This window comes from Bacillus sp. D386 (genome assembly GCF_006346415.1).
In genome coordinates this window covers 490,780-512,364 of record NZ_VEMV01000001.1, presented here as the reverse complement: position 1 = coordinate 512,364, position 21,585 = coordinate 490,780, and the positions used below count along the sequence as shown (strand labels likewise).

22 protein-coding genes are annotated in these 21,585 nt (G+C 37.7%); 16 read left to right on the top strand and 6 right to left on the bottom strand.

All coding sequences use genetic code 11. The annotated features are described in order from the left end of the window. The first annotated feature begins 1 nt into the window (after position 1). From FHY45_RS02465 to FHY45_RS02450, 4 genes are all read left to right on the top strand, one after another. Entirely contained in the window at positions 2 to 979 is a 978-nt protein-coding gene (locus tag FHY45_RS02465) for an alpha-ketoacid dehydrogenase subunit beta (RefSeq protein ID WP_139891313.1), read from the top strand. 85 nt (positions 980 to 1,064) lie between these two features. Beyond that, a complete protein-coding gene (locus FHY45_RS02460; RefSeq protein WP_066100849.1) occupies positions 1,065 to 2,390 on the top strand; it encodes a dihydrolipoamide acetyltransferase family protein in 1,326 nt (441 codons plus the stop codon). A gap of 3 nt (positions 2,391 to 2,393) precedes the next feature. Then, positions 2,394 to 3,803, top strand: a complete 1,410-nt coding sequence (gene lpdA, locus FHY45_RS02455; RefSeq protein ID WP_066100846.1) for a dihydrolipoyl dehydrogenase — start codon at positions 2,394 to 2,396, stop codon at positions 3,801 to 3,803. A gap of 100 nt (positions 3,804 to 3,903) precedes the next feature. Further along, positions 3,904 to 4,731 carry a polysaccharide deacetylase family protein gene (locus FHY45_RS02450; RefSeq protein WP_066100842.1) on the top strand — a complete coding sequence of 276 codons (828 nt, stop codon included), beginning with the start codon at positions 3,904 to 3,906 and terminating at the stop codon, positions 4,729 to 4,731. A 313-nt stretch (positions 4,732 to 5,044) separates the two neighbouring features. On the opposite strand, the gene FHY45_RS02445 is transcribed toward FHY45_RS02450, so the two are convergent. After that, a complete protein-coding gene (locus FHY45_RS02445) occupies positions 5,045 to 5,476 on the bottom strand; it encodes a DUF1885 family protein (protein WP_066100840.1) in 432 nt (143 codons plus the stop codon). 372 nt (positions 5,477 to 5,848) lie between these two features. Between FHY45_RS02445 and FHY45_RS02440 the strand changes: the two genes are divergently transcribed. From FHY45_RS02440 to FHY45_RS02430, 3 genes are all read left to right on the top strand, one after another. After that, positions 5,849 to 5,962, top strand: coding sequence for a GapA-binding peptide SR1P (locus FHY45_RS02440; protein WP_077247942.1), 114 nt, complete (start codon positions 5,849 to 5,851; stop codon positions 5,960 to 5,962). A gap of 262 nt (positions 5,963 to 6,224) precedes the next feature. After that, a complete protein-coding gene (locus FHY45_RS02435; RefSeq protein ID WP_066100837.1) occupies positions 6,225 to 7,190 on the top strand; it encodes an NAD(P)H-dependent flavin oxidoreductase in 966 nt (321 codons plus the stop codon). A 12-nt stretch (positions 7,191 to 7,202) separates the two neighbouring features. Beyond that, the gene (locus tag FHY45_RS02430) at positions 7,203 to 7,478 is read left to right on the top strand and encodes a UPF0223 family protein (protein WP_066100834.1); all 276 of its coding nucleotides are present in this window, start codon (positions 7,203 to 7,205) and stop codon (positions 7,476 to 7,478) included. A 57-nt stretch (positions 7,479 to 7,535) separates the two neighbouring features. On the opposite strand, the gene FHY45_RS02425 is transcribed toward FHY45_RS02430, so the two are convergent. Beyond that, positions 7,536 to 8,153 carry a DUF1054 domain-containing protein gene (locus tag FHY45_RS02425; RefSeq protein WP_139891312.1) on the bottom strand — a complete coding sequence of 206 codons (618 nt, stop codon included), beginning with the start codon at positions 8,151 to 8,153 and terminating at the stop codon, positions 7,536 to 7,538. A 180-nt stretch (positions 8,154 to 8,333) separates the two neighbouring features. Here FHY45_RS02425 and FHY45_RS02420 point away from each other — a divergent pair, with 180 nt between their 5' ends. Then, on the top strand, positions 8,334 to 8,531 hold the full coding sequence (locus FHY45_RS02420) for a hypothetical protein (RefSeq protein ID WP_066100827.1): 198 nt from the start codon (positions 8,334 to 8,336) through the stop codon (positions 8,529 to 8,531). Positions 8,532 to 8,683: 152 nt separating this feature from the next. Next, entirely contained in the window at positions 8,684 to 9,475 is a 792-nt protein-coding gene (locus tag FHY45_RS02415) for an inositol monophosphatase family protein (RefSeq protein ID WP_066100824.1), read from the top strand. Positions 9,476 to 9,566: 91 nt separating this feature from the next. Here FHY45_RS02415 and FHY45_RS20400 read toward each other — a convergent pair whose 3' ends face one another. Then, complete coding sequence (locus tag FHY45_RS20400) at positions 9,567 to 9,743, bottom strand: DUF5325 family protein (RefSeq protein ID WP_175354216.1); 177 nt, start codon at positions 9,741 to 9,743, stop codon at positions 9,567 to 9,569. Between the two features lie 119 nt (positions 9,744 to 9,862). Between FHY45_RS20400 and typA the strand changes: the two genes are divergently transcribed. The 3 genes from typA to FHY45_RS02400 are packed head-to-tail and all read left to right on the top strand — an operon-like array spanning position 9,863 to position 12,353. After that, the gene (typA, locus tag FHY45_RS02410) at positions 9,863 to 11,701 is read left to right on the top strand and encodes a translational GTPase TypA (protein ID WP_066100821.1); all 1,839 of its coding nucleotides are present in this window, start codon (positions 9,863 to 9,865) and stop codon (positions 11,699 to 11,701) included. Between the two features lie 32 nt (positions 11,702 to 11,733). Further along, complete coding sequence (locus FHY45_RS02405; RefSeq protein WP_139891311.1) at positions 11,734 to 12,054, top strand: YlaH-like family protein; 321 nt, start codon at positions 11,734 to 11,736, stop codon at positions 12,052 to 12,054. Between the two features lie 11 nt (positions 12,055 to 12,065). Continuing rightward, a complete protein-coding gene (locus FHY45_RS02400) occupies positions 12,066 to 12,353 on the top strand; it encodes a hypothetical protein (RefSeq protein ID WP_139891310.1) in 288 nt (95 codons plus the stop codon). A 98-nt stretch (positions 12,354 to 12,451) separates the two neighbouring features. On the opposite strand, the gene FHY45_RS02395 is transcribed toward FHY45_RS02400, so the two are convergent. Continuing rightward, positions 12,452 to 12,652, bottom strand: a complete 201-nt coding sequence (locus FHY45_RS02395; protein ID WP_066100812.1) for a YlaI family protein — start codon at positions 12,650 to 12,652, stop codon at positions 12,452 to 12,454. Between the two features lie 355 nt (positions 12,653 to 13,007). Between FHY45_RS02395 and FHY45_RS02390 the strand changes: the two genes are divergently transcribed. Beyond that, the gene (locus FHY45_RS02390) at positions 13,008 to 14,339 is read left to right on the top strand and encodes a PhoH family protein (protein ID WP_175354235.1); all 1,332 of its coding nucleotides are present in this window, start codon (positions 13,008 to 13,010) and stop codon (positions 14,337 to 14,339) included. A gap of 133 nt (positions 14,340 to 14,472) precedes the next feature. On the opposite strand, the gene FHY45_RS02385 is transcribed toward FHY45_RS02390, so the two are convergent. Then, positions 14,473 to 14,976: a peptidyl-prolyl cis-trans isomerase gene (locus FHY45_RS02385; RefSeq protein WP_139891309.1), complete on the bottom strand. Its 504-nt coding sequence runs from the start codon at positions 14,974 to 14,976 to the stop codon at positions 14,473 to 14,475. Between the two features lie 175 nt (positions 14,977 to 15,151). On the opposite strand from FHY45_RS02385, the gene FHY45_RS02380 reads away from it, so the two are divergent. From FHY45_RS02380 to pyc, 3 genes are all read left to right on the top strand, one after another. Beyond that, positions 15,152 to 15,448, top strand: coding sequence for an Fpa/YlaN family protein (locus tag FHY45_RS02380; protein ID WP_373925453.1), 297 nt, complete (start codon positions 15,152 to 15,154; stop codon positions 15,446 to 15,448). Positions 15,449 to 15,560: 112 nt separating this feature from the next. Beyond that, a complete protein-coding gene (locus tag FHY45_RS02375) occupies positions 15,561 to 16,748 on the top strand; it encodes an FtsW/RodA/SpoVE family cell cycle protein (protein WP_066100800.1) in 1,188 nt (395 codons plus the stop codon). 101 nt (positions 16,749 to 16,849) lie between these two features. Beyond that, complete coding sequence (gene pyc / locus FHY45_RS02370) at positions 16,850 to 20,287, top strand: pyruvate carboxylase (protein WP_066100794.1); 3,438 nt, start codon at positions 16,850 to 16,852, stop codon at positions 20,285 to 20,287. 115 nt (positions 20,288 to 20,402) lie between these two features. On the opposite strand, the gene FHY45_RS02365 is transcribed toward pyc, so the two are convergent. Then, a complete protein-coding gene (locus FHY45_RS02365; RefSeq protein WP_066100791.1) occupies positions 20,403 to 21,347 on the bottom strand; it encodes a COX15/CtaA family protein in 945 nt (314 codons plus the stop codon). Between the last annotated feature and the right edge of the window lie 238 nt (positions 21,348 to 21,585).

Genomic DNA, 21,585 nt, shown 5'->3' with positions numbered 1-21,585 from the left:
CATGGCCCAAATGACGATGATTCAAGCCATCACTGATGCATTACGTACTGAAATGCGTAATGATCCTAAAGTTCTCGTATTTGGTGAGGACGTAGGAGTAAACGGTGGTGTCTTCCGTGCTACTGAAGGATTACAAAAGGAGTTTGGAGAAGACCGCATCTTTGATACCCCTTTAGCTGAATCTGGTATTAGTGGATTGGCAATTGGACTTGGATTGCAAGGATTCCGTCCTGTTCCTGAAATCCAATTCTTCGGCTTCGTATTCGAAGTTATGGACTCTATTGCTGGTCAAATGGCTCGTATGAGATATCGCTCCGGTGGTACTTATACTTCACCAATTACAATCCGTTCACCATTTGGCGGTGGTGTACATACACCTGAGATGCACGCAGACAGCCTTGAAGGTTTAATGGCTCAAACACCAGGTGTAAAAGTGGTTATTCCATCTACACCATATGATGCAAAAGGTTTGTTAATCTCTGCTATCCGTGATAACGATCCGGTAATCTTCTTAGAACACATGAAATTATACCGTTCTTTCCGTCAAGAAGTACCTGAAGGGGAATATACAATTCCATTAGGTAAAGCTGACGTGAAACGTGAAGGTACTGATCTTTCTATTATTACTTATGGCGCAATGGTTCAGGAATCACTTAAAGCTGCAGAGCAACTTGAAAAAGAAGGTGTATCTGCAGAAGTAATCGATTTAAGAACAATCAGCCCGCTTGATATGGATACAATTATTGCATCTGTTGAGAAAACTGGACGCGCAATTGTAGTACAAGAAGCACAAAAGCAAGCAGGTATTGCTGCTCAAGTTGTTGCTGAAATCAACGACCGTGCCATTTTAAGCCTGGAAGCACCAGTATTGCGTGTAACTGCACCTGATACAGTATTTGCATTCTCTCAAGCAGAGCCTATATGGTTGCCAAATCATAAAGATGTACTTGAAACTGCAAAAAAAGTTTTAGAATTTTAACATAACAGGAGATGCTTTCGTGGCATTTCCTGACTAACACAACCATAACTTTAAAAACTGAAAAGAAAGAGGAGGAAGAAAAGCCATGGCTTTTAAATTTAAACTCCCGGATATCGGCGAAGGTATACATGAAGGTGAAATAGTAAAATGGTTTATTAAACCAGGTGATAAAGTACAGGAAGATGACGTACTATGTGAAGTGCAAAATGACAAATCTGTTGTTGAAATTCCATCTCCAGTAGAAGGTACTGTTCAAGAAGTATTAGTTGAAGAAGGTACTGTAGCAGTAGTTGGTGATGTACTTGTAACTTTTGATGCACCAGGTTATGAAGATGTACAATTTAAAGGTGATGAGCACGGTGAAGAAAAAACTGAAGCTCAAGTTCAATCTACTTTAGAAAGCGGACAAGACCTTAAGAAAGAAGCAGCAGCTCCAGCAAACTCAGATACTCCAACTGGTGCAGGTTCACAGCCACAAGCAGAAGAAACTGCAAGTGATCGTGTAATCGCTATGCCATCTGTTAGAAAATTTGCTAGAGAAAACGGTGTGGATATTCACAAGGTTAAAGGCACAGGCAAAAATGGCCGTGTATTAAAAGAAGATATCCAAGCATTTATGAATGGTGGACAAGAAAGTGCGCCTGTACAAGAAGCTCCTGCTGCCAAAGAAGATTCTAAACCAGCTGCAGCGGCTATTCCTGCAGGAGAATATCCTGAAACTCGTGAAAAAATGAGTGGAATTCGTAAAGCTATTTCTAAAGCGATGGTTAACTCTAAACATACAGCTCCACACGTTACATTGATGGACGAAGTAGATGTGACTAAATTGGTTGCTCACAGAAAGAAATTCAAAGAAGTTGCAGCTGAAAAAGGAATTAAGCTAACATTCCTTCCTTACGTTGTTAAAGCTTTAACAAGTGCATTAAGAGAGTACCCAGCATTAAATACATCTCTTGATGATGCTACACAAGAAATTATCCATAAACACTATTACAATATCGGTATTGCAGCTGATACTGAAAAAGGACTTCTTGTACCTGTAGTTAAAGATGCAGATCGTAAATCTATGTTTGCTATCTCTAATGAAATCAACACACTTGCCGGAAAAGCTCGTGATGGTAAATTAGCTCCTAATGAAATGAAGGGTGCTTCTTGCACAATTTCAAATATCGGTTCTGCCGGTGGACAATGGTTCACACCAGTTATTAACCACCCAGAAGTTGCGATTCTTGGAATCGGACGTATTGCAGAAAAACCAATCGTTCGTGATGGTGAAATTGTAGCTGCTCCTGTATTATCATTATCTTTAAGCTTTGACCACCGTATGATTGATGGAGCTACTGGTCAAAATGCATTAAATCACATTAAACGTTTATTAAATGACCCAGAATTATTATTGATGGAGGGATAAGACATGGTAGTTGGAGATTTTCCAATTGAAACAGATACTATAGTAATCGGTTCTGGTCCAGGAGGTTACGTGGCTGCAATCCGTGCTGCGCAACTTGGACAAAAAGTAACAATCGTTGAAAAAGGAGACCTTGGTGGCGTATGTTTGAACGTTGGATGTATTCCATCCAAAGCCTTAATTACTGCAGGTCACCGTTATCATGATGCCAAACATTCTGAAGATCTTGGTATCACTGCTGAAAACGTAAAAGTGGACTTCTCTAAAGTTCAAGCCTGGAAAGGTACTGTAGTAGAAAAATTAACAAGTGGTGTTGGCGGATTACTTAAAGGTAACAAAGTAGACATCGTTAAAGGTGAAGCTTACTTTGTAGACGCTAATAACATCCGTGTTATGACTGAAAATAGCGCTCAAACATATACATTTAAAAACGCTATTATCGCAACAGGTTCTAGACCGATTGAATTACCGACATTTAAATATTCTGATCGTGTCATTCATTCCACTGGTGCTTTAAACCTTGATCATATCCCTGCAAGCATGGCTATTATCGGCGGTGGAGTAATTGGAGTTGAGCTTGGTTCTGTATATGCTAACTTTGGTACTAAAGTAACCATTCTAGAAGGTATGGACGAAATCTTGGCTGCTTTCGAAAAACCAATGTCTTCTATCGTTAAACGTAACTTGAAGAAGAAAGATGTAGATATCTTCACTAAAGTTAAAGCTAAAGGCGTGGAAGAAACTGAAAATGGTGTAATTGTTACTTACGAAGAAAAAGGCGAAGAGAAAAAAGTTGAAGCTGAATATCTATTGGTAACGGTTGGAAGAAAACCTAATACTGATGAAATTGGTTTAGAACAAGTCGGTATTGAACTAGATGAAAGAGGCTTCATTAAAACAGATAAGCAATGCCGTACATCTGTAAGTAATATTTTTGCGATTGGTGATATCATCTCTGGCCCTCAATTAGCTCATAAGGCTTCTTATGAAGGTAAAATCGCTGCTGAAGTTATTTCAGGACATGCAGCTGAGATTGATTATCTAGGTATTCCTGCAGTTGTATTCTCCGAACCGGAACTTGCAACAGTTGGTTATACTGAACAACAAGCAAAAGAAGAAGGTTTAGATATCGTTGCTGCTAAATTCCCATTTGCAGCAAACGGACGTGCTTTAGCATTAAATTCTGCAGAAGGATTTATGAAGTTAATTACACGTAAAGAAGACGGATTAGTAATCGGTTCTCAAATTGCTGGACCTGGTGCTTCTGATATGATTGCAGAGCTAGGCCTTGCAATTGAAGCAGGAATGACTGCTGAAGACATCGCTATGACTATTCATGCTCACCCTACATTGGGAGAAATCACAATGGAAGCAGCAGAAGTTGCGATGGGAAGCCCAATCCACATTATTAAATAATTAATTATTTTTTACACCCCTATCCTTTTTGGACAGGGGTGTTTTATTTTGTCGGTAAAGTGGTAAAATATAGGATAAGGTTGTCGAAAGGTGGAATTTCATGAGATATGCTATAGCTTTGCTTACATCTATGGTTCTGTTGCTATCTGGTTGCGGAGAAGAAGAGAAGGCGAAAGAAGATACACCTAATAAAAGTGTAGAACAGACACAATCAAATCAGGGAACAAAGCCTAATAAAGCTGAAATTAACAAAGAGGTACCTAAAGAAACAGCAGCGAAGCCGATAGAGGAGATTTCACAAAACTATCAGGTCAATCTAACAAATTGGAAAATTGAGCCTATAGAAGATGGTGAAAAGAAAGTAGCTCTATTAACCATCGATGATGCACCGGATCGATATAGTTTAGCAATGGCAAAAAAATTAAAAGAAATGAATGCCTCTGCTATATTTTTCGTTAACGGACATTTTTTGGAATCGGATGCGCAAAAAAAGATATTGAAACAAATCTATGATATGGGATTTGAAATCGGTAACCATACATATAGCCATGCCGTCCTGCCAGAATTGGATGAAGAGGCGCAAAAAGAAGAAATTATTAAAGTGAATGATATGGTGGAAACTATAACCGGTGAAAGGCCCAGATTTTTTAGAGCTCCATATGGGCAAAACACAGAGTTCTCAAAACAAATAGCCAAAGAAGAAAAAATGCAGTTAATGAATTGGACAATAGGATACGATTGGGAAAAACAGTACCAAGATAAGGACGCTTTAGTGAAAGTTATGCTTACTAGCAAAGAATTGTATCCGGGAGCAAACCTGCTTATGCATGACCGTAAATGGACTAATGATGCAATGCCAGAATTAGTTGAAGGATTACGTGCAAAGGGTTATAGGGTGATAAATCCTCGTGAAATAAAATCTTTTTAATGGAAGAGTTCTGGCAGCCTCAGTAATTAGGCTGCCTTTTTCAATACTATTTTTAAGTAACTAGTTGAAGAGTGGATGGGTGGGTAATATGTTTGTACAGAAATCCTTTGGTATGGTTAGCGCCTGCTTAAGGGGAAACCTCCGGATTGAGTTAATATGTGTTGGCAAAACTAGATCTGTCCTTGCTCGGTAGATGATTCATGATTTGACGACTTTCTAGATAGCTATTCAACCAGTAGCTTGATCATCACTATTAGGTACATATAGGTTATAAGCCCTCTAAATAAACCAATTTAAAGTATAAAGTATGGCTCTACTTTTTTAGATTAAAATGGATGATTCTCCCGTTAAATAAATGAAGTTCCCCTTTTAATTTCTTTGATAAAAATTTAGCAAACTCATTAGCCTTCGATTTATCACCAATTGTAGAGTGTTGAGATAGACTGATTTGGATATAAGGGACTCTTTGTTTATTTTCATCAGGGGTTTGTATATATTCATAATCCACTCCAATGGCTATCATGTGATAGTCCTTTTCCTCTGAGTATAAATAAAACCAATTATGTTTCCCTTCGTCTGTTACTTTCAAAACATAAGGAAATGCAGTTTTACTATAATCCCATGCTAATTGTTCGGAAGTATGCGAGATTGATTGTCTATACTGATTGATCAATTGTTTAATGTCCTCAATAGTTATGTCATCTTTTATGGATCCCTTCATTTTTATAAACGTTGATAAAGTCATAGGAACCTCCCTGAATTAATTTATTTTAATTAGTTTATCATTACCTGAAAATGGATAACAAGGGTGATAATGAAAACGCTTTTCTTGGTTAAGTGTATTTAATTTCATTAATGAAGGAATTCATGGATAAAATCATTAGAATAATAGCCAATTTAACTGTTTAAATATTGATATTACACTTACTGATACATTTGCAGGATAAGAGTGTCTAATTGTCATATTAATAATATATTATACACAATTTAACGAAAAATATTTTAATGTGTTATACAATTTGGGCTTGAAATATTCAATGAGTTATACTATTATTGATTTATGGAATTAAAACGCTTTCTTGGAAGGCGTTTACATTTAGAAAAGGAGATGAAATGAATGGGTACAATCGTATGTACAGGATGCAACAATACAATCGATCATTTTGAAGACGAAAAAGTAACAGTATTGTATGCAACATGCACTGATTGCCACAGTTGTGAACAAGAATAGTCACTAGACCAAAACCGGTTCATTTCAAAAACTATAATCATTTAATCTTGAAAACTATAAAAAGTTAACATTAGCGATGACAACCTTCAATTTTCCAGGGGTTGTCTTTTTTATTTACTCGCAAGAACACGGTGTATTCTTTACTTATTCTTTATATGATAAATTAATGATACACAAATGATTGGTTTCACTTTTCAATTAAGAAGCGAATCATATATTGCCATTGTGTAAAAGCAATCCTAACGACAAAGGAGGGTGTTTTATGTGGAAAACGCGTGTAACAGAGTTGCTTGGCATAGAGCTGCCAATAATTCAAGGGGGGCTGGCTTATCTAGCCTATGCTGAATTGGCTGCCGCCGTTTCAAACGCTGGTGGACTTGGTCAAATTACAGCTATGTCATTGAGCAGTCCTGAGGATTTAGCTAGTGAAATTGATAAGGTACGTTCTATGACTTCTTCCCCATTCGGAGTTAATTTTGCTATTGGTAACCACGGTAAACCTTATGAAGAATTTGTACAAGTGGTACTCTCCAAAGGAGTAGAAGTTGTTTCTGTTACAGGGGGAAACCCGAAAGAATTTTTAGAGATGTTTAAGGGTACTGGAGTAAAAACACTCGTATTGACTGCAGGGGTAAGGCATGCTATGAAAGCTGAAGAACTTGGAGCAGACGCAGTTATGGTGGTTGGCTATGAAGGTGGAGGCCATATAGGAAGAGATGAGTTGAGTACAATGGTCCTGGTGCCTCAGACAGTTGATCATGTCTCCATTCCTGTTATTGCTGCTGGAGGTATTGGAGATGGAAGAGGTTTAATGGCAGCGCTGGCCCTGGGTGCTGAAGGTATAGAAATGGGTACACGATTCATTACTACGAAAGAATGTATACATGCTCATGCCGCTTATAAGCAAGCAATCATAGATAGCTCTGAAAAGGATACGGTAGTGATTAAAAAGAGCTTAGGTGCTCCAGGACGTGCCATTCATAATCCGCTTACGGATATTATCCTTGGAATGGAGGATAATAATTGTACATATGAGGATTTAAAAGATTATATTAGTGGTGTAAGAAACAAAGCATTTATATATAATGGAGATTCAGAAGCTGGTTTTGGTTGGGCTGGTCAAGTTGTTGGTATAATTAAGGATGAGCCAACAGTAGAGCAATTGTTCAGTAGAATGCTAGCGGAAGCAGCAGCTATAAGAGAACGCTGGAAAGCAATTACAACATAAGAGGTGGTACATATGGATTATCAATATCCGATTGATTATGAATGGTCTACTGATGAGATCGTAAAGGTTATATCTTTTTTTCAAGGAATCGAGAAAGCTTATGAGAACGGGATAGAAAGGGAACAGTTAATGAACCTTTACAATGAGTTTAAGCGAATTGTTCCTTCTAAATCTGAGGAAAAGAAATTGTGCAATGAGTTTGAAGAAGTGAGTGGCTACTCTGCCTATCAAGCAATTAAGCGAGCAAAAAACAGTGCTAATGAAGGATTTATAAAATTAAGCCGATAAAAGACATTAACCCCCTTGGCATAGTGCTAATGGGGGTTAATGTCTTTTTCGAGTTTATTAGACATTGTACAGGGGTATTAAATGTACAAATACATCATGAATAATTTCAACTAATTGATCACCGGAAAGCTGAACAGCTTCCTCGCGTGGAATTTGATAGCCGCATAATAATTCAGCTTTTTTGACTGTTTGTAAACGATTAAACATATCGTTTAAGCCATCGGTTGATAATGTACTGTGAGGAATAACTTCCGGCTTCATGTGATCAATAGACCACACGTAATCAGATGGGATAAGATTTTTTATCGATTCAGTTTGGCTAGCCAAACGTTGTCCCTTTTGCGCTTTGTCTTTGGCTTCATAAATAATTGCATACCAAATAAATAAATGGGTTTCCCACAGACCGATTTGAAAATGTGGCTGCATTTTGTAACCGCGTGGATTGGATGAAAAAGATACCCATGTATCATTCGGCGGGTTAATCGTACGACGAGCATGCTTTGCAATATGGGGATACATTGGATCTTGTGTTAAAACAGATAATTCCTCTGTGAAAATCTGACTTAATGTTTCAAATTTGGGACGTATTAAGGTTTTGATTGCATCCATTCGTTGGTCGAGACCATCTATTGTAAATACATTAAAGTCTTCATTTGTGAAACCTTTTATAACCATATATATTACCTCCTATTCTCTCTTATTTTAGCATAAGAATAGAGAGGCCAAATAATATTATGCATATGTAACTAGGCGCTTGTCTATTTTGGTTGCAATAATCCAGAAAGAACATACTATAGTACAAAGTACAATTAAATTTCTGAATTTTCTTAAAATAAATGCAAGGAGAGGATTTTTATGAAACAGGTAGTTAATCACAAACTGAAAGCTCAAGAAGTCGAGAAACATAGAAAAGTAGTTCTCCGGATGGAACTGGATTATGAATTGGCTACCTTATATGAAGCTATTCAGCAGGATGATGAAAAACAAAAAAATTGTTCAAAACAAAAACTTGAAAGAATAAGAAAAGAACTTCTGCGCTTAAAAGCACTTTAATAGTGGATATTATTATATGATTTTTTGATTGATTAAGACGAACTGCATGTTCTCGTTCATGATGTTCGTCTTTTCTTGTTATTTAATGTCATTCGAATTAAACTGGAATTAATATACATACTATAGAAAAGATTTTAATTGAGGTGGGAAAAATGGCGGAATGGTCCAACATTCACGAGATGGCGGTTCAATGGATTAAAGAAGCAGGGGTAAAGATTATTAACTCATTTGAATCAATTTTAGATATTAACACAAAATCAAATGTAAATGATTTAGTCACTAATATGGATATGGAAATAGAGCAATTCTTTAAAGAAAAAATATCTGAACAATTTCCTACTCATCATATTCTCGGTGAAGAAGGTTCTGGCCATGATTTGCAGTCACTGGATGGAGTAGTTTGGATTATCGATCCTATAGACGGAACAATGAATTTTGTGCACCAGCAAAGAAATTTTGCGATATCAATAGGTATAATAGAAAATGGTATTGGAAAGATTGGGCTAATATATGATGTTGTCCATGATGAACTGTATCACTGTATAAAGGGAAAAGGAGCTTTTCTCAATGATAGCGAGATTCCTAAGATAAAGGAAGTTCCACTTCCCGAATCTATTATAGGTTTAAATCCAATTTGGCTGACGGACAATAAAAAAATTGATAAGAATCTGACGGGCAGACTTGTCAAAGATATAAGAGGGACCAGGTCCTATGGATCTGCTGCCCTTGAAATTGCCTATGTTGCTACTGGGAGAATGAACGCTTATATATCGATGAGATTGGCGCCATGGGATTTTGCGGGGGGAGCCGTGATTATTGAAGAATTGGGTGGAAAAGTGACTGATCTGCAAGGTAACCCGATTCATTATCTAAAGAAGAGCTCATTCCTAGTGTCATCGCCAGCTTTACATGGAGTGATTCTTGAGCAGTATTTATCATCCTGATGGCTATAAAAGAGAAAAAGCATCAGTACTGATGCTTTTTTATTGCTTAAAATATGATATTGCGGTAAAATTATTTAGTTAAAAGAATAGTCTAAAGTTTTTCTCTCCAACGCTTTTTTAGTGTAAAGCCGCTTCCCATAATGCCGATAAAAGCTAACAGGCATAGGACAATGGCCACTACACTTCCTTCAGCGATGGATATAGCAATTCCGCATAAGCTTGTCACAGCGAGAACTGCTAGCAGCATAAATATAAAGTTAATATTCATATGTAATCACCCCAATCTTCATATTCATTGTACACAATACGATAGCAGCTTTCTAGTTTCAGTATGTTATAATGACAAGGTTGGTTTCGATAAGCATAAAATCTGGGAGTTGAAATAGTTTGCAATACAGAAATGACGTCAAAAATATAGCGATTATCGCTCACGTTGACCATGGTAAAACAACTTTGGTCGACCAATTGTTAAAACAAGCAGGTACATTCCGTTCTAATGAACAAGTTGCTGAAAGAGCAATGGATTCCAATGATCTTGAAAGAGAGCGCGGTATTACAATTTTAGCGAAAAATACTGCCGTTAACTATAAAGATACACGTATTAACATATTGGATACACCGGGACACGCAGACTTCGGCGGAGAAGTAGAACGTATCATGAAAATGGTAGACGGTGTTCTCTTAATCGTTGATGCGTATGAGGGTTGTATGCCGCAAACCCGTTTTGTACTAAAAAAAGCATTAGAACAAAAACTTACGCCAATCGTTGTTGTTAACAAAATTGACCGTGACTTTGCTCGCCCTGAGGAAGTAATTGATGAAGTTATTGATTTGTTTATTGAATTGGGTGCTACTGAAGAACAATTGGAATTCCCAGTTGTTTATGCATCAGCAATTAACGGTACCGCTTCTTTAAGCCCTGATGTGGCTGATCAAGAAGAAAATATGGAGTGTTTATTTGAATCAATCGTAGAAAATATTCCATCACCTGTTGACAATCGTGAAGAACCGCTGCAATTCCAGGTTGCTTTGCTGGATTATAGTGATTATTTAGGAAGAATAGGAATTGGCCGTGTTTTCCGTGGCACAATGAAAGTTGGACAACAAGTATCCTTAATGAAACTTGATGGAACTGCGAAAAATTTCCGTGTAACTAAAATATTCGGCTTCCAAGGATTGAAACGTGTGGAAGTAGAAGAAGCCTTACCGGGTGATTTGATTGCTGTCAGCGGTATGGAAGACATTAACGTTGGGGAAACAGTTTGCCCAGTAGATGTTCAGGAGCCGCTTCCAGTTCTGCGTATAGACGAGCCTACATTACAAATGACATTTGTAGTAAACAACAGTCCATTCGCCGGCAGAGAAGGTAAATGGGTAACATCACGTAAAATCGAGGAGCGTTTAATGAGCCAGCTCCAAACAGATGTAAGTTTACGTGTGGATCCTACTGATTCTCCGGATGCCTGGATTGTTTCCGGACGCGGAGAGTTACACTTATCCATTCTTATCGAAAATATGCGCCGTGAAGGATATGAACTTCAAGTGTCTAAGCCTGAAGTAATCATCCGTGTTATTGATGGTGTTAAATGTGAACCTGTGGAACGCGTACAAGTTGATATTCCTGAGGAATACACAGGTGCAATCATGGAATCATTAGGGGAAAGAAAAGGCGAAATGCTGGATATGGTCAATAACGGAAGCGGACAAGTACGTTTAGTGTTTAACGTTCCTTCCCGTGGATTGATCGGGTATACAACTGAATTCTTAACATTAACTCGTGGTTATGGTATTTTGAACCATACATTCGATTCTTATCAACCTATGCAGGCAGGTCAGGTTGGAGGGAGAAGACAAGGTGTTCTTGTATCCATTGAGACAGGTAAAGCTACTCAATACGGTATCATTCAAATTGAAGACCGCGGCGTTATTTTTGTAGAGCCAGGTACTGAAATTTATGAAGGTATGATTGTTGGGGAACATAATCGTGAAAATGACTTAACTGTCAATATTGTTCGTGCTAAACAACAAACAAACGTTCGTTCCGCTACAAAAGATAATACAGTTACTATGAAAAAACCTAGAATCATGTCACTTGAAGAAGCATTGGAATATTTAAATGATGATGAATACTGCGAAGTAACACCAGAATCAATTCGTTTACGTAAGAAGATTTTGGATAAAAACGAACGTGAAAAAGCAGCTAAGAAAAAGAAATTCGCTGAATAACTTTTACCTTTGGGGAGAGGGAGCGTTTTAAAGTGGATATTACAAATAACCTGCCGTTCTTTGCAGACTTGTATCGAATAGGAGACCCACAATATTCACAAATAGGGGTGTGGGCTCTATATTTGACGATTATAGTACTTTGCGGAATAGTGTATAAACTGGGGTTTGCTAGAAAATTAAGTCTTGGAAAAAGCATAGTAGTCTATGCCATTATGGCCTTTGGATGCAGCTTTTTGACCTTTTTGGCACTATTCTTGCCTGTAGCAGAAGTACTGGTAGTGGCTGCTGCTTTTCTGGGAATTTATAAATATAGACTCCGTAAGGAAATGAAAAACGAGGTAAATGCGGAATAAGGAGTGAGCGAATGAACTCTGTTCAGGATACGATCTATAATTGGTTAACGATAAAAGTTGTCATTGATCATCGACCTGAAGATACCGCAGCAAATGAAACAGTCCTCTGGTTCGAAAATACCTTGCAGGAGAAGTTTGGTATATCAGACTATCACTATAAAAAAAGTGGCGGTTGGTATATCGTCACCTATAAAAATGAAGAGTCTGTAAATGAATTCAGGTTTCCGGAGGATATGATTGAGGTTATGCTCAATCAAATACTCCAGAATCCGGATCATTACCGTAATTATCCATCATAAAAAAACAGAGAAGATGAGTATCTCATTCTTCTCTGTTTTTTTGTTTTTATTTGAAGATTACAGGTAAAACAGCCCGATTTCTTTCAGGTATATGTAGTTTACCACGTGTCCTCTTCTTTAGCCGCCCGATATAATCTGAAATTTCCAGTGCTTTTTCGTGCAATTGTTCGTTCTTCGATACGTTTATTGCATTCCTGACACATATATGTATGAATTGGACGATTTCTAAGTCGTTTAGCCATTAACGTTTCATCATCAATTGATTCGATTTTATCACAGATTACACATTTAACTCGCATTACAGGACACCCCAATCTATTGCATGTAAAGTCATTATACCATATAAGGATTTTCCATACATGGTTATGGAATGGTCTGGTTATTTGAAACGGATAAGATGAATGATTAAAATTTTTTTCAAACTTTAAGAATAAAACAATTTAAAGGAAATGGGTTATTTTCTTCTATTTTTGTATGTAAATACATATATTTGAGCATCAGATTTGTCCAGCTATTAAAAACAAAATTCCATCCGGCTTATTTTGATTAAACGTGAAAAATGCAACTCTTGCTTATTAAATGTTGTATTTCAATAAGTCATCAGCGTGTTGTAAAGCTCTGGATAGGTAATGAAATTATGACACAGGAGGATATATTTTGAGCAAAATTTATGTTCTAGATACGAATGTATTATTGCAGGATCCAATGTCTATTTTTTCATTCCAGGATAACGAGGTCATCATCCCGGCAGTAGTATTGGAGGAACTGGATTCAAAAAAACGAAACTTGGACGAAGTAGGGAAAAACGCCCGCTATGTTTCAAGACTTATTGATCAGCTGCGTACAAAAGGTAAGCTTCATCATAAAATCCCATTGTCGAATGGTGGGGTGTTAAAAATAGAGATGAATCATCGCTCACCCCACAATGTCGCAGAATACTTTGCAGAAAAAACAAATGATAATCGTATATTGGCAATTGCCAAAAATTTATCGCTGGAAGAACAGGCAAAAGAAAATGGGCGGAGCGTAATATTAGTAAGTAAAGATATTCTAATGCGGGTAAAAGCGGATGTACTGGGACTTTTAGCAGAGGATTTTTTGAGTGATCGAGTTATACATGAGGATCAGATGTACGCCGGCTTTATCGAGATATTTGTTTCGCGAGCTGATATAAATGAATTCTATTCCAAGGGAGAGATAGCAGCTCCTGCTGATGTAGCAGAGGGGATTCATTTAAATCAATTTGTCATTATGAAATGCACAGAAATAACTTCGCTTTCTGCTTTAGGAATTATTAGCGGACATGAAAAAAGAATAAAAAAGCTTCGATATAATCAGGAGCATGTTTGGGGTATAAAGCCGCGAAATGTGCAGCAGCATATGGCAATCGAATTATTATTAAGAAGTGATATCCAGTTAGTCACATTAACTGGAAAAGCAGGTACAGGGAAAACACTTTTAGCACTCGCATCAGGTTTGCTTCAAACAGAGGATTTGGGGGAGTATAATAAATTACTGGTAGCAAGGCCAATTGTACCAATGGGGAAAGATTTGGGTTTCCTGCCTGGTGAAAAAGAAGAAAAACTGCGTCCATGGATGCAGCCAATCTATGATAATCTTGAATTTTTATTTAACACAAAAAAGCCAGGTGAATTGGACTCTATTTTAGCTGGTATAAATTCTATTGAGGTGGAGGCCTTAACATATATAAGAGGACGCAGCTTACCGGATAGCTTTATTATCATGGATGAAGCTCAGAACCTTACCAAACATGAAGTGAAAACCATACTGACACGTGTAGGTGAGCGCAGTAAGATTATTTTACTGGGGGATCCTGCTCAAATTGATCATCCTTATTTGGATGAATGGAACAATGGGCTGACATATGTTTTGGAAAAGTTTAAGAATGAAGCCATTGCAGGCCATGTGAATTTAGTGAAGGGGGAACGTTCCGGATTAGCTCAATTAGCGGCAGATTTATTATGAGTGAATCTTCTATCTAATTATCCTAACAGGAATGGGTCAGTGTACTTCCTGCTCCAAATCATTTAGAGTGTTTGTGTATTAGTAGCTTGTAGTTATCAGGGGCCATATAGCGTCTATACGGCTCCTGAACTCTTTATTGAATTGTAAAACCTGTTACGTTTTTAATGGGTGCTTGCCTGTTGGAGCCATTGCCGTGGTAAATATGAATGGGTCCACCCTCATCGGCTTTGATTGGTCGCCCTTTAATAGAAAAGCCAGCAACCAGTTGAAGCGCTTCCTCAAAAGAGAATGTGAAATTAGCATTTTCTGTATGTACAATAACAGCTGCAGAAGTACTTTCAGGTTCAGTGTTCAAGAAAAAAGGCTTTAATACAATCCCGAAACTGTTTTCAGTAAGCTGCTGTTTCTTTGTTTTTATTACAGGTTTACTTGGCGGTGGGGATGCCCCTTCAATGATCTCTTTATCCCATTGTGATGATACCTGTTTTAAATAGGTCTCCTGTTCAGGATTTTCTTTCTGATTGTTTTCTGGATGCCAAGCATCAAGATCGAATTTCCTGTCATCAAATATCCAAGTGCCAGGGTCGAGATATATCGGGAATTTTACATTCCCTTTTATTTGTAGAATATCTTTCATAATTGACTCTCCTTTCCAATTTTAATCTTATAGCTGCTGAATGAGTATGTACAGTAATTCGCTGCACGAAGGTTATCTTTTTTTAGAAAAAACTAAACTCCTTGACATTACCTTTTCTTGCAATTTTACGATTTTAAGGGTAGAATTTTATAATAGATTGGTTCATTGGGCCATAATGGGGGGTTGCACATTGACATCTGATATCCTTGTCAATCATCAAGAAAAGGCCTACGCATTGTTAAAGGCTGACGCTGATAAAATATTTAAACTAATAAAGGTGCAAATGGACAATTTGACTATGCCTCAGTGTCCGTTATATGAAGAAGTTTTAGATACCCAAATGTTTGGTCTCTCCAGAGAAATTGACTTTGCCGTTCGATTAGGATTAATAGAAGAGAAAGACGGTAAAGAGCTATTGGGATTCCTTGAACAAGAACTTTCTGCTCTTCATGATGCTTCCTTAAGAAAATAAGTAGCAGTCGAAACTCAAACGATGCCGATGTTGTTTGAGTTTTTTTGTTTTTCTTTATATAATTTTTAAACAAGCATATTTTTTAAAATGAAATTTATTCAAGGAGACCTATATGATAAAACGTATTTTAAAATCGTATGATTTTACCCTCATCGCTGTCATTATCGCTATAAGTATTTTTGGTCTTGTAATGGTCTATAGCGCCAGTATGGTAACGGCTGTGTCAAGATTTGGACTTCCGAGCGATTTTTTCTACATAAAACAATTTAGGCATTTAATCATCGGGTTTATCCTGTTTTTCATTGTAGCTGCTATACCTTATCCGGTTTTTAAAAATAAAAAGTTTTTGGTGATCATCGTACTAGGCTCGATTATCTCTCTCGTTGCTTTAAATTTTATTGGCCACACCGCCGGAAATGCGGAGAGCTGGTTTAAGCTTGGAGCGCTAGGGAGTTTGCAGCCATCAGAGTTTATTAAGTTAGGTATGATTATATACTTATCCGCAGTCTATTCGAATAAACAAAAATATATCAATGTCTTTAATAAGGGTGTAGTACCACCACTATTATTCTTGTTAGTTATCTGTTTATTGATCGTTTTGCAGCCGGATATCGGGACGGCATTCATTCTTTTTATGAGTTCTTGTACTATTATCTTATGCTCTGGTATGAATTTTAAGAGTTTAGGTAAACTGCTATCGATTTTGTTCGGAGCTATCCTTGTTGCGACACCAATCATTTTTCTTTTTAAAGACAAGATCTTTACTCCAAAAAGGCTTGAACGTTTCGTAGGATTTTTAGACCCGTTTTCCAGTGAGAAGTATGAAGGATATCAGTTGGTCAATTCTTATGTGGCAATTGGCAATGGTGGCATTACCGGTGTGGGATTTGGACAAAGCACGCAGAAATATGGTTATCTGCCTGAACCGCACACTGACTTTATAATGTCTGTGATTTCTGAAGAGTTAGGACTTATTGGGGTAGGATTTGTTATTATATGCTTGGCTACGATTGTATTAAAAGGGATTCATACCGCGATAAAATCGAATGATCCATTTGGGAGTATGCTGGCAGTAGGTATTTCCAGTATGATTGGAATTCAAGCTATGGTTAACTTAGGTGGAGTAGCTGGACTAATACCGATTACTGGGGTTACTTTACCATTTATCAGCTATGGTGGTTCTTCCTTAATTATTCTTTTGATATCTGTCGGATTACTGGTCAATGTCTCTATGATGACGAGATATGATGCAGCCTACAAAAAAGAACCAGTTGAAAAAGGGGAGACACTCCAGGGATAAGCTGGCTTAAAATAATGAGTAAGAATAATCTTCTTACTCATTATTTTTACTAAAAAATTACTATATTGTCATAATTTTCAGGAAGCTGTGAGGTGCTCAGGATGAGAAAAATTAAAAAAGTATTGGCTGCCAACCGTGGAGAAATTGCTATCCGTATTTTTCGAGCTTGCAATGAATTGGATATTAAAACTGTTGCTATTTATTCAAAAGAGGATTACAAATCCTATCATCGATATAAAGCAGACGAAGCCTATTTAGTTGGTGCCGGTAAAAAGCCGATTGATGCCTATCTTGATATTGAAGGAATTATTGAGATTGCTAAGATGAGTGATGTAGATGCTATACATCCTGGATATGGTTTGCTCTCTGAAAATATCGAATTTGCAAAACGATGTGAAGAAGAGGGACTTATTTTTATTGGTCCTAAAACAAATCATCTCGATATGTTTGGAGATAAAGTAAAGGCAAAAGAGCAAGCGAAAATGGCAGGTATTCCTATTATTCCAGGAAGTGAAGGACCAGTTTCTGGTTTGGAAGAAGTTACGAAGTTTGGAGAAATCAATGGTTACCCGATTATTATAAAAGCTTCTCTCGGCGGCGGCGGAAGGGGTATGCGCATTGTTCGTAACCCAGAGGAAGTAGAAGAAGCCTATAACCGGGCAAAATCAGAGGCAAAAGCTGCTTTTGGCAATGATGAAGTTTACGTAGAAAAATTTATTGAGAATCCCAAGCATATTGAAGTTCAAATACTGGGTGATCAAAGCGGAAATATTGTCCATTTGTATGAAAGGGACTGCTCTGTGCAACGCCGTCACCAAAAAGTAGTCGAGGTAGCTCCATGTGTGTCACTTACCGATTCCTTACGAGAAAGGATATGTGACGCTGCAGTTCAATTAATGAAGAATGTAGAATATGTAAATGCGGGTACGGTAGAATTCCTTGTTTCTGGAGATGAATTTTTCTTTATCGAGGTAAACCCTCGTGTCCAGGTTGAGCATACAATCACTGAGATGATTACGGGCATTGATATTGTTCAATCTCAAATCAAGATTGCTGAGGGACACAGTTTACACGGTACTTCATTAAACATACCTAAACAAGACAATATACATATCAATGGGTATGCCATTCAGGCAAGGGTGACGACGGAAGATCCCTTAAATAATTTTATGCCGGATACAGGCCGAATTGCAGCTTATCGTTCTAGCGGCGGTTTTGGTGTTCGTCTGGATGCTGGAAATGCTTTTCATGGATCGGTTATTACACCATATTATGATTCCTTGCTTGTTAAAGTATCCACTCATGCTACCAGATTCGATCAGGCAGCTATAAAAATGCTGCGTAATTTAAGAGAATTCCGTGTCAGAGGAATTAAAACAAATATTCCTTTCCTTGAAAATGTGGTAAAGCATAAAAAATTTATTGCAGGAGAATACGATACATCATTCATCGATACAACACCTGAGCTTTTTGTTTTCTCTAACCGACAAGATCGTGGAACCAAAATGCTGAATTATATCGCTAATGTGACTGTCAATGGTTTTCCGGGCATAGGTGTTAAGGAGAAACCGGTTTTCGAAAAACCAAAAGTTCCCCAAACTCACGATTACTTAGCATCTCAGACAGGTACCAAGCAATTATTAGATAAACTGGGACCAGAGGGGCTGGCTCAATGGGTTAAAGAACAAAAAAATGTGTTAATCACAGATACTACATTCAGGGATGCACACCAATCACTTTTAGCTACCAGAGTGAGAACGAAGGATTTACAAGAGATTGCTGCACCAACCTCAAAGCTTATGCCGAATCTGTTTTCACTTGAAATGTGGGGCGGGGCAACATTTGATGTAGCCTACCGGTTCTTAAAGGAAGATCCATGGGAAAGATTATTATTACTTAGACAGGAAATCCCTAATGTATTATTCCAGATGCTCCTGCGCTCATCTAATGCAGTTGGCTATAAGAATTATCCTGATAATGTTATCCGGGAATTTGTTGAAAAATCTGCCTATGCGGGAATAGACGTATTCCGAATTTTTGATAGCCTTAACTGGGTTAAGGGAATGGAGAAGACAATTGATTATGTTCGCCAATCAGGAAAAATTGCCGAGGCAGCGATTTGCTATACAGGTGATATACTCGACCTAAGCAGGCAAAAATATGATGTGCAATACTATAGAAATCTTGCTAAAGAGCTAGAGGCACAGGGAGCACATCTATTAGCTATTAAAGATATGGCAGGCTTATTGAAGCCGGAAGCAGCCTACCGCCTGATTTCAGAGTTAAAAGATGCAGTTGACATACCGATCCAGCTTCATACACATGATACGAGCGGGAATGGTATCTATCAGTACGCACGAGCGATTGATGCCGGTGTGGATATCGTTGATACGGCACTTGGATCAATGGCTGGACTTACCTCACAGCCAAGCTTAAATTCTCTTTATTATGCATTGGAGGGTCATGAGAGGCAGCCGCAATTCGATATTAAGCCAGTCGAAAAGTTATCAGAGTATTGGGAAGGGGTCAGAAGTTACTATGCTGATTTTGAAAGTGGAATGAAGTCCCCCCATACAGAAATCTATGTACATGAAATGCCAGGCGGTCAATACTCCAACCTTCAGCAGCAAGCGAAAGCAGTTGGTTTAGGTGAACGCTGGGATGAAGTAAAAGAAATGTATCATCGAGTAAGTATGATGTTTGGTGATATTATCAAAGTAACACCATCGTCCAAGGTAGTAGGCGATATGGCTTTGTTTATGGTACAAAATGATTTGACAGAAAGTAGTGTGTTGGAGAAAGGCCATTTGATCGATTTCCCTGATTCAGTTATTGAATTGTTCAGCGGATATTTAGGACAGCCATATGGCGGTTTCCCTGAAGAACTTCAAAAGGTAATTCTAAAAAATAGATCTCCTATTACAGTTCGCCCAGGTGAGTTGCTTGAGGACGTGGATTTTGTGAAGATAAAGGAAGAGTTGTTTGAGAAAATCAAACGTCCAGTTACGATGTTTGATGCACTCGCTTATGCACTATATCCAAAAGTCTTCCTTGATTATGTGAACTCGAATAGTGAGTATGGCAATATAACAGAGTTAGATACACCAACGTTCCACTATGGACTTTCCATTGGAGAGGAAATAGAAGTGGAAATCGAAAAGGGAAAAACCTTAATTATTAAACTAATTTCAATTAGTGAGCCACGTATAGATGGCACAAGAATGGTTTATTTTGAACTCAATGGACAGGCTCGAGAAGTGGTAGTTAAGGACGAAAGTGTTAAAACTCTTATTCAGTCGAAACCAAAGCAGGACGTTTCCAATCCAAACCATATTGGTGCAACAATGCCTGGAACCGTGATGAAGGTATTAGTGTCTCATGGACAAAAAGTCAAAAAAGGAGACCATTTAATCATAACGGAGGCAATGAAAATGGAAACAACAGTTCAGGCACCATTTGACGGAGTCATCAAAGAGATTTATGTTAATGATGGAGAAGCCATACAGACGGGCGATTTGTTGATTGTGCTTGATAAATAAAACTAAAACACAATAAAAAGGAGCGTGGGTTTTTAACTCACGTTCCTTTTTATGTATTGGATTATTTCCCTAGTTTGTATAATGTGATGCAAAAGGATGATTTTATACATTCTAATCAGCTTGTTTTCCTAACAGACGGATTCGAGGCTTCTGCAGCTTTGCTTTTCCGTGATCTCGTTACAAGAAGGATAAAATAGGAAAAAACTCCAAATAAACAAGAAATCAATATGGCGTGTAAGAGGGCTACATACAAGTTTAAACGGGTATAAATGATAAAAGCACCTGCTATAACCTGTAAACTGACAAGAATAAGGGAGAGCGTCCATCCCCAGTATAAAACTTTTATATGGCGATAATTGCGCCAAGTATAGACGAAAATATATAAAATCCAGATAAAGATGAGGCCTGCAGCAGCGCGATGCCCCATTTGAATAAACTGATACATATTATGAGGGACTATAGTACCATCATTAAAACAAAGGGGCCACTCAGGACAGACGAGACTTGCTTCTGCGTGACGTACCAGCGCACCGGTATAGATAACAATATAGGAATAAATAAATAGAGCGATAATGTGAATGGACATTTTCCTCGGGATTATCAGCTTTTCCGCATCGAACTTTTTATCAACTTCAAAAATCAGTAGAGTTAAAAGTAGAACGGCGGCAAAAGAGATGAGTGATATCCCAAAATGCAAAGCCAGCACGAAATCAGAATGACTCCAAACGACGGCGGCAGCTCCCAGCAATGCTTGAATGATTAGAAATGCAATAGATAGGAGAGCAAGAAATTTGGTTTCTCTAATATGTCCAATGGCTTTCCATGACCAGATCGCTAATCCAACTACCATGAAGGATCCAAGGCCGGTAAAAAGACGGTGTGCGAATTCAATTAGTAGTGCGGGCGTGATATCCGTGGGAATCAATTCTCCGTTGCAAAGCGGCCAGGAGCGTCCACATCCTAAACCAGAATCTGTTTTTGTGACGAGCGCACCGCCGATTAAGATTACAAGCATGACAAAGGATGTCATAACGGCAAACCATTTCAAAGATTTTTGCATGTAAATCTAACACCTGCTTTGTTTTTATAAAATAGTAAGCTTAAACATTTGTTTCCTAATAACTGGAACCGTATAATGAGGTAAATATTACAAAGTTTGATAATCATTACTAACATATCATAAATAATTTTTACAATAATTACAAAGAAAAGTTTCTAAATAGTCAAAGAAATTATTTATTTAGTGATAATTGAAAATTCATGTAATTGTTTATAGTTGAAACTTAAAGAAGAGTTTG

Coding starts and splice junctions, on each gene's coding strand:
- FHY45_RS02465 (WP_139891313.1), top strand. CDS start 2: ATGGCCCAAATGACGATGATTCAAGCCATCACTGATGCATTACGTACT.
- FHY45_RS02460 (WP_066100849.1), top strand. CDS start 1,065: ATGGCTTTTAAATTTAAACTCCCGGATATCGGCGAAGGTATACATGAA.
- lpdA (WP_066100846.1), top strand. CDS start 2,394: ATGGTAGTTGGAGATTTTCCAATTGAAACAGATACTATAGTAATCGGT.
- FHY45_RS02450 (WP_066100842.1), top strand. CDS start 3,904: ATGAGATATGCTATAGCTTTGCTTACATCTATGGTTCTGTTGCTATCT.
- FHY45_RS02445 (WP_066100840.1), bottom strand. CDS start 5,476: ATGACTTTATCAACGTTTATAAAAATGAAGGGATCCATAAAAGATGAC.
- FHY45_RS02440 (WP_077247942.1), top strand. CDS start 5,849: ATGGGTACAATCGTATGTACAGGATGCAACAATACAATCGATCATTTT.
- FHY45_RS02435 (WP_066100837.1), top strand. CDS start 6,225: ATGTGGAAAACGCGTGTAACAGAGTTGCTTGGCATAGAGCTGCCAATA.
- FHY45_RS02430 (WP_066100834.1), top strand. CDS start 7,203: ATGGATTATCAATATCCGATTGATTATGAATGGTCTACTGATGAGATC.
- FHY45_RS02425 (WP_139891312.1), bottom strand. CDS start 8,153: ATGGTTATAAAAGGTTTCACAAATGAAGACTTTAATGTATTTACAATA.
- FHY45_RS02420 (WP_066100827.1), top strand. CDS start 8,334: ATGAAACAGGTAGTTAATCACAAACTGAAAGCTCAAGAAGTCGAGAAA.
- FHY45_RS02415 (WP_066100824.1), top strand. CDS start 8,684: ATGGCGGAATGGTCCAACATTCACGAGATGGCGGTTCAATGGATTAAA.
- FHY45_RS20400 (WP_175354216.1), bottom strand. CDS start 9,743: ATGAATATTAACTTTATATTTATGCTGCTAGCAGTTCTCGCTGTGACA.
- FHY45_RS02400 (WP_139891310.1), top strand. CDS start 12,066: ATGAACTCTGTTCAGGATACGATCTATAATTGGTTAACGATAAAAGTT.
- FHY45_RS02395 (WP_066100812.1), bottom strand. CDS start 12,652: ATGCGAGTTAAATGTGTAATCTGTGATAAAATCGAATCAATTGATGAT.
- FHY45_RS02385 (WP_139891309.1), bottom strand. CDS start 14,976: ATGAAAGATATTCTACAAATAAAAGGGAATGTAAAATTCCCGATATAT.
- FHY45_RS02380 (WP_373925453.1), top strand. CDS start 15,152: ATGGGGGGTTGCACATTGACATCTGATATCCTTGTCAATCATCAAGAA.
- FHY45_RS02375 (WP_066100800.1), top strand. CDS start 15,561: ATGATAAAACGTATTTTAAAATCGTATGATTTTACCCTCATCGCTGTC.
- pyc (WP_066100794.1), top strand. CDS start 16,850: ATGAGAAAAATTAAAAAAGTATTGGCTGCCAACCGTGGAGAAATTGCT.
- FHY45_RS02365 (WP_066100791.1), bottom strand. CDS start 21,347: ATGCAAAAATCTTTGAAATGGTTTGCCGTTATGACATCCTTTGTCATG.